Origin of the sequence: Streptosporangium sp. NPDC001681, from assembly GCF_040298085.1 — a bacterium.
Lineage (GTDB): Bacteria > Actinomycetota > Actinomycetes > Streptosporangiales > Streptosporangiaceae > Streptosporangium.
The window spans coordinates 1-6,385 of the sequence record NZ_JBEOZN010000242.1; the positions used below are offsets into that span (position 1 = coordinate 1).

The following is a 6,385-nucleotide window of genomic DNA, read 5'->3' on the forward strand; positions in this document are numbered from 1 at the left end:
CTACTCGCCGCGGGGGCGGGCCACCCCCCGGCGGGCCCCGCCCCCCCCCGACGCCACCGCCGACGGCCCCGTCACGGGCGCAGGTCGGCCCTCGCCTCGCCGGTGTCCGTACCGACGTCGGGGAACGAGTGATGTTCGTGGGCGACGATCCAGCGGCCGTGCTCCTTGCGCAGGCCGAGCGTGAGCCTCAGGCGGTTCTCAGGCCGGTCGGCGAGATCCTCCCGCGTTCCGCAGCGCAGCAGGGCGTGCGCGTAGGCGATGTCGTCACCGGCGGTGACGTCCAGCGAGTCGATCTGGAACAGGGCTCCCTGTCTCTGCCAGTCGAAGAAGGGCGGCCACGACTCACGGTAGGCGTCGATACCGCGTACACCCTCGTACGGTGGCGGCACGTCGAACATCACGATGTCCTCAGAGTGGTCCGCGAGGACGCCGCTCATGTCGCCCCGGTGGACCGCCTCGGCCCAGTTCTCGACCAGAATCCGGATCTGTTCCTCGTCAGCAGGCATTCTTCGGCCCGGTCCTTTCCCGGTTGATGATCCTGTCAGGACTACAACCCGCGCCGGACCGGAAAATCATCGCGCGCCGCCGGATCGGTCCCAGCCGGTCAGCCGAAACCGGTCAGCCGGGAGTCTGTCCCAGCAGGTTCGCCGTACCGGGCGTCGATCTCAGCCGGGCAGCTCCGCCGGGAGGCCGAACGCCGGGAGCTCCGCGTCCAGGAAGGAGACCACCTCGGCGACCTTCGTACCGTTCAGGACGAGAAGGTCCAGGCCCGCCGCGACGTGAACACCCCTGTCCTCGTCCCACAGGTAGGTGCCGAACGCGAGCTGCCCGTTCGCCCGCGTCGGCAGGAAGCGCCACCGCCGGCCCGACATCGCCTCGGCCAGGAACGTCCGGATGCCGTCGTGGCCCTCGTACCAGGCCGTCAACGGTGGCATCGAGTACCTCGCGTCGTCTGTCAGCATCGCCACGACGGCCTCGATGTCCCCGGCCTCCCACGCGGCCGCGTACCGCCGGGCCACTTCCCGCCGCGTCGTCTCGCCCATCGCGTCCAGGGTTGCCCGCTGGGTGGTCGCCGGAAGCAGGCCGTCGAGGACCTTTCTGGCCCGTTGCAGCGCGCTGTTGACCGCCGCGACCGTGGTGTCCAGCAGGTCGGCGACCTCGCGGGCCGCGAACCCGAGGACGTCGCGCAGCAGCAGGACAGCTCGCTGCAGGGCCGACAGGTGCTGCAGCGAGGCGACGAACGCGAGCTCCACGCTCTCCAGGGCCACCACTCGAGCCTCCGGGCTCAGCCGGTGGTCGGGGTAGGGTTCGAGCCACATCACCTCGACCGGCGGCGCGCCTTCCGGGCTCAGATCGGTGGGAAGCTCGCGGCGCCCCCTGCGCTCGATCAGGGTCAGGCACCTGTTGGTCGCGATCCGGTACAGCCACGGCCGGATCGACCCCCGGTCCTCGAACCGCTCCAGGCTGTTCCAAGCCCGGACCAGGGTCTCCTGTACGGCGTCCTCGGCGTCATGGACGGACCCCAGCATCAGGTAGCAGTGCGCGTGCAGCTGATCCCGCAGCGGTCCGACCAGACGTCCGAAGGCGTCGCCGTCACCGGCCTGGGCCGCGACCAGGAGTTCCGCCGTGGTGGACCTGTCCGTCCAGCCGTGACTCATCCGCGCTGATCCCCCGTTCTGGGCCCACCGGAGCCAGGGTATGGCAGGAAAACCAAGGTGGAGTGGTGTGATCGCAGCCGACGATCCGCCCCTGAGAACCAGACCGGGAACTCACGGCCTTCACAGGGATCATGTGTCTCCCCGCCTTCCGGTTCAGACCCTCCGATGGCTGCGACCGAATAAACCAGTCGAAGTCGAATCGAACCAGCCGGGATCATGACTCCCATGACGTTCCGCAAGGACAAGGACAGAGACCGGTCCCGCCGAGAGATCCTCGCCGAGTTGCACGGCTCGCTGGATCGGCGGTATCGGCCCGAGGACGTCGCCGACCTGGTGCTGCGAGCACTGGACGGGCAGTTGTCGCGGCGCGAGCGTGTGGTGCTGGAGCGTGCGGCCAAGCACTCCTCCCGCCGCGAGGGCTGGTTCTCCTCGATGTCCACCGATTACGCGAGGCCGGTAGGTGGTGCCCGGCAGGTCGCGGCGGCGAGCCGCCTGTTCGAACGGTCGGTGGAGGTCGACCCCGACGATCCCGAGTCGCTGCTGGAGTTCGCGGCGAACGTGGGGCGCGAGATCCGGTGGACGCCGGACCGCAGTGACTTCCTGGCCGACCGGCTCAACCGGGACGCCCGGGAGGCGGCGGGCATGGATCTGTCCAAGCGGCAGTACAACCGCCGGTTCAGGTTGCTGGGCCGGGTCGCCGCCAAGGCGGGCACGCTGAGCACCGAGCAGGACAAGCGGCGCCTGCTCATGGTGGGTGTCACCGGCTTCGGCGCGGACATCCCAGTGGAGCGGTTCATCACCGACGTCGACGCCGCGTGCTTCGTGGCGTACTACACCGCGCGGCGCAAGGTGCGCCGGGAGTTCAGCCTGTCCGGGCGGGAGAACCCGTTCGACGAGATCGCCCAGGTCCTGCTCGACCGATGCACGGACCGGAGCGACTGGTGGATGATCGCCCAGGCACGGACGACTCCTGACGTCCTGGAACGCCTGACCGACGAGGAGCGTGGACGGCTGCTTGGCCAGTGGTCGGCCGCCATGCGGCACAGCGCCGACGTACTACGCGCCCGCTGGAACCCCGGCACCGACCGCACCACGATGATCGTACGGCCCGGCGACGACTCCACCACGTGGAACAACCTGGCGGTCGCCTACAACGCGGCTCGGGCCGGCTGGTTGGCCTGCCTGGCATCGCTGGACGCGCTGGAGTTGCTGGAGGTGGCCTGTCCGGGCAAGGTGATGCGCCTGATGGCCGCCGACCTGGCCGCCTGGCATCGCGGCACCGGCGGCGACGTCGACCCCAACACCGCGGTGTGGGCGGCGCTGCCGCCGCCCTGGGAGGTGCTGGACGGCACCGCGGCCTGCACGCGTGCCGTCGTGGAGGCGGCCTGCCGTACGGCCGGGCTGGACCCGGTGTGGACGGGCTGGACCGCGCCCGCGGCTCGACGTGGAGTGGCGGTGTTCCGGCCGACGCCCGAACTGGTGCACGGAGTGAGCATCGCCGATCCGGTGTGGGCGGCCCTGCTACGGCGTGCCGGGATGTTCAGCGGCAGGAGTGTGAAGCCCGAACTGGCCGCCGACGTCCGCCACGGGCTGGCCTCCGGGGTGGTGGTCAGCGATCTGCCCGCCACGGACCTTCCGGGAAAATAGGCCGGCGGCCCTGCCGTAGGTAAGCGGTGGCGCCGCCGGGCTTCGGATCGGATGAACGCCGGTGCGAGCCCGTCGGCGACGCCGCCGTTATTCGGTGGCGTCCGCCACGCGGTATCGAGCACACTGGGGTGCGGCCCGCTGTAGTTCAGAGGTAGAACGCCTGGCTCTTCATCCAGGTGGGCGCCGGTTCGAGCCCGGTCGGCGGTGCCGTACACGATGGACATGGCCTCGCTGTAGCTCAGAGGTAGAGCGCCCGGCTCGGGACCGGGTGGACGCCGGTTCGAGCCCGGTCAGCGAGGCCCTCCAACGAACATTCCAGGTGGCCGGAGGGCTCGTCGTCAGGTTGGCCGGCAAACGAAGAAGCCCAGGCCGACGATGCCGACCTGGGCTTCTTGCAAGTGCGCCGCCAGGGACTCGAACCCCGGACCCGCTGATTAAGAGTCAGCTGCTCTAACCAACTGAGCTAGCGGCGCTTGCGACGGGGGTAACTCTAGCAGCAGCTCCGGCGCGACCGCACCTCGGTTGACCGCCGCCCGGCTCCCCGCGAGAAACTCGGGGGCCGGGCCGTTCTCGGCTGTCCGGTCCCGTACACAGACTCGGGGCCGGACAGTCCCCAACCGTCCGGCCCCGATCTTCTCGCGGGCTCTGCCATCGTCTCCCCCAAGACTCCGGCGGCCGTCCTGCTCCGGAATAGACTCGGGGCCGGACAGTCCCCCAACTGTCCGACCCCGATCTCCTCGCGGGCTTTGCCATCGTCTCCCCCAAGACTCCGGCGGCTCCGCTCAGGAACGCGATCCCCCTCGCGTCCTTTTTCCGGTGAAAAGTCTCTGCAACGCTCCCCCCGGGCTTCGCAGACCCCTTGACCTGCAATAACACTACCTGGCTAAATGTAACGGGCGCGTCATCCAAAGGTTGATTTTGCGCCTACACCCAACCTTGACCCGGTATCACCGAAGCCTCCGTCAACCCCCGCCGGATACCCGAAAATCCGGCTTCCCGGAGGTAGATCGGCCTGCTTCGGACTCGGACCGGGAGCCGATCGGCCACCTTGGGCCTGGGTCAGGGGAGTTCGAGGCCGACCTCGGTCTCCTCCCGCAGTGCCCGGCTCACCGTGCAGTACCTCTCCTCGACGCGGTGGGCCACCGCGCGGAGCACCTCGGCGGCCTTCTCGTCGCCCTCGGGCAGCTCCACGTCGTAGCTGATGGTGATCGGCCCCAGCCTGCTCGCCTCGATCTTCTCCGCCTGAACGGTCATCGCCAGGCGGACCATGCGGTGGCCACGCTGGGCCGTCAGCGGCTCCACTGTGACGATGTTGCAGCCGCCGAGCGCCGCGAGCAGCAGTTCGACCGGGGTGAAAGTCCCCTGCTCGTCGCCACTGCCCATGGCGACCTCGGCTCCGCGGTCGTTGCGTGCCACGAACCCGTCCTCGGTCCGCTCCACTCTCACCTGCGCCATGACGCTCCTTTTCGGCCTTCCTCGATCTGCGGATCACCCTACAGAGGGAGGACGGCCGCCTCAGGCATCGGGATGTTTGGACAGGTATTCGATGTAGAACGGGCGCAGCGCGTCACCCAGCTCCCCGTGACCCGAGACCATGGCGTCACTGAGCAGGGCCGAGATCCGGCTGAGGTCGTTGGTCGTCTCGTCCCCGTGCCCCGATGACGCCTCCGCCGCCGGGATCAAGGAGAGCAACTCCCACAGAAAGCCGAGATCTCCGTGATGCACGGCGTAGTGGACCGCGCGATCATGCAGTTCCTGGGCCGATAGCGACTCAAGCTCATCCGTTTCCAACAGACCCACCCCCTCACGCCCCTTCTGCCCCGAGATTGTGACCATCATGCGCAATCGACGGTACGCGCAGTCAGCGCACCAGCCTGACCACCATTTTTCCGGTGCTGGCGCCGCGGAGCATGTCGATGAACGCCCGCGGGGCGTTCTCCAGGCCGTCGACGACGGTCTCCATCGAGACGAGCCTGCCCTCGCGGAGCCAGGTGCCCACCTCGGCGACCATGTCGGGCAGCCGCGCCTGGTGGTCGGAGACGATGAATCCCCGCAGGGTGAGCCGCTTCCCCACGGCCAGGAAGAGGTTGCTCGGGCCCGGTACCGGCTCGGTGGCGTTGTAGACCGAGATCGCGCCGCACATCGCGACCCTGCCGTACGTCCTCAGCTCGTCGATGGCCGCCTGCAGTTGGTCACCGCCGACGTTGTCGAAGTAGACGTCGATCCCGCCGGGGGCCGCCTCGGCGAGCTGCTCACCGATCCGGCCGTCGCGGTAGTTGAAGGCGGCGTCGAAGCCGAGATCGCGGATCAGGTACGCGACCTTCTCCGGCGACCCGGCGCTGCCCACCACGCGCGAGGCGCCCTTCAGCCGGGCGATCTGCCCGGCCAGGCTGCCCACGGACCCGGCCGCGCCGGACACGAACACCGCCTCGCCCTCCTTGAATCGCGCGATGTCGAGCAGGCCCACGTACGCGGTGAGGCCGGTCATGCCCAGCGCTCCGAGGTAGGCGGAGAGCGGGACGCCCGGGACCTCCTCGACCTTGCGGGCCTGCCCCGCGTCGAGCACGGCGTACTCGCGCCAGCCGTACCCGTGGGTGACGATGTCGCCGGGGGCGAGGTCCGGCGAGCGCGACACGACGACCTCGCCGACGGCCCCGCCGTCGAGGGGGGCGCCGATCCGGAAGGGCGGGGTGTAGGACTCGGCGTCGTTCATACGTCCCCGCATGTACGGGTCGACGCTCATGAAGAGGTTGCGGACGCCGATCTCCCCCTCCCCTGGAGGGGGCGGCTCGACCTCGGCCAGCTCGAAGTTCTCCGGGACCGGCCAGCCCGAGGGCCGCGACGCCAGCCGGATCTCCCGCGACACCGTACGGCCGGCGGCACGCGCCGACGTCCCGTTCACGGCGGCGGTCCCGGCCGCGGCGGTCCTCCCGGCACCGGTGCCACCCCCGGCCCTCGTCCCGGCTCCCGTCTCCGGCACGGCTCCGGATCCGCCCCCGGCTCCGGGGGCGGGGCCGGGTCTGGGCTCGCACGCCGCATCCGTGAACACCCTCATAGGGGCAGAGGTCAATGGGCGAGGC

General features: G+C 69.9%; 6 protein-coding genes and 3 tRNA genes. 3 read left to right on the forward strand and 6 right to left on the reverse strand.

Annotation, left to right across the window (positions count from 1 at the left end; genetic code table 11):
- Nucleotides 1–71 precede the first annotated feature (71 nt).
- Both ABT130_RS46630 and ABT130_RS46635 read right to left on the reverse strand, forming a co-directional pair.
- The gene (locus ABT130_RS46630) at nucleotides 72–506 is read right to left on the reverse strand and encodes a YybH family protein (RefSeq protein ID WP_350966356.1); all 435 of its coding nucleotides are present in this window, start codon (nucleotides 504–506) and stop codon (nucleotides 72–74) included.
- A gap of 159 nt (nucleotides 507–665) precedes the next feature.
- Nucleotides 666–1,658 (reverse strand): sigma-70 family RNA polymerase sigma factor, encoded by a 993-nt coding sequence (locus tag ABT130_RS46635; protein ID WP_350966357.1) that lies wholly within the window; start codon nucleotides 1,656–1,658, stop codon nucleotides 666–668.
- Nucleotides 1,659–1,883: 225 nt separating this feature from the next.
- Between ABT130_RS46635 and ABT130_RS46640 the strand changes: the two genes are divergently transcribed.
- From ABT130_RS46640 to ABT130_RS46650, 3 genes are all read left to right on the forward strand, one after another.
- The gene (locus tag ABT130_RS46640; protein WP_350966358.1) at nucleotides 1,884–3,305 is read left to right on the forward strand and encodes a hypothetical protein; all 1,422 of its coding nucleotides are present in this window, start codon (nucleotides 1,884–1,886) and stop codon (nucleotides 3,303–3,305) included.
- Nucleotides 3,306–3,439: 134 nt separating this feature from the next.
- Nucleotides 3,440–3,512: transfer RNA gene (locus ABT130_RS46645), tRNA-Lys, on the forward strand.
- A gap of 20 nt (nucleotides 3,513–3,532) precedes the next feature.
- A tRNA-Pro gene (locus ABT130_RS46650) sits at nucleotides 3,533–3,604 on the forward strand.
- Nucleotides 3,605–3,704: 100 nt separating this feature from the next.
- Here the strand turns inward: ABT130_RS46650 and ABT130_RS46655 are convergent.
- The 4 genes from ABT130_RS46655 to ABT130_RS46670 all read right to left on the reverse strand — a co-directional run bounded on the left by ABT130_RS46655 (nucleotide 3,705) and on the right by ABT130_RS46670 (nucleotide 6,360).
- Nucleotides 3,705–3,778: transfer RNA gene (locus ABT130_RS46655), tRNA-Lys, on the reverse strand.
- A 586-nt stretch (nucleotides 3,779–4,364) separates the two neighbouring features.
- Entirely contained in the window at nucleotides 4,365–4,760 is a 396-nt protein-coding gene (locus ABT130_RS46660) for an OsmC family protein (RefSeq protein ID WP_030913025.1), read from the reverse strand.
- Nucleotides 4,761–4,820: 60 nt separating this feature from the next.
- Complete coding sequence (locus tag ABT130_RS46665; RefSeq protein ID WP_350966359.1) at nucleotides 4,821–5,144, reverse strand: hypothetical protein; 324 nt, start codon at nucleotides 5,142–5,144, stop codon at nucleotides 4,821–4,823.
- A 22-nt stretch (nucleotides 5,145–5,166) separates the two neighbouring features.
- A complete protein-coding gene (locus tag ABT130_RS46670) occupies nucleotides 5,167–6,360 on the reverse strand; it encodes an NADP-dependent oxidoreductase (protein WP_350966360.1) in 1,194 nt (397 codons plus the stop codon).
- Nucleotides 6,361–6,385: the final 25 nt, after the last annotated feature.

Bases quoted from the DNA above. Each gene is read 5' to 3' on its own strand.
- ABT130_RS46630 (WP_350966356.1), bottom strand. From the start codon at position 506: ATGCCTGCTGACGAGGAACAGATCCGGATTCTGGTCGAGAACTGGGCC.
- ABT130_RS46635 (WP_350966357.1), bottom strand. From the start codon at position 1,658: ATGAGTCACGGCTGGACGGACAGGTCCACCACGGCGGAACTCCTGGTC.
- ABT130_RS46640 (WP_350966358.1), top strand. From the start codon at position 1,884: ATGACGTTCCGCAAGGACAAGGACAGAGACCGGTCCCGCCGAGAGATC.
- ABT130_RS46660 (WP_030913025.1), bottom strand. From the start codon at position 4,760: ATGGCGCAGGTGAGAGTGGAGCGGACCGAGGACGGGTTCGTGGCACGC.
- ABT130_RS46665 (WP_350966359.1), bottom strand. From the start codon at position 5,144: ATGATGGTCACAATCTCGGGGCAGAAGGGGCGTGAGGGGGTGGGTCTG.
- ABT130_RS46670 (WP_350966360.1), bottom strand. From the start codon at position 6,360: ATGAGGGTGTTCACGGATGCGGCGTGCGAGCCCAGACCCGGCCCCGCC.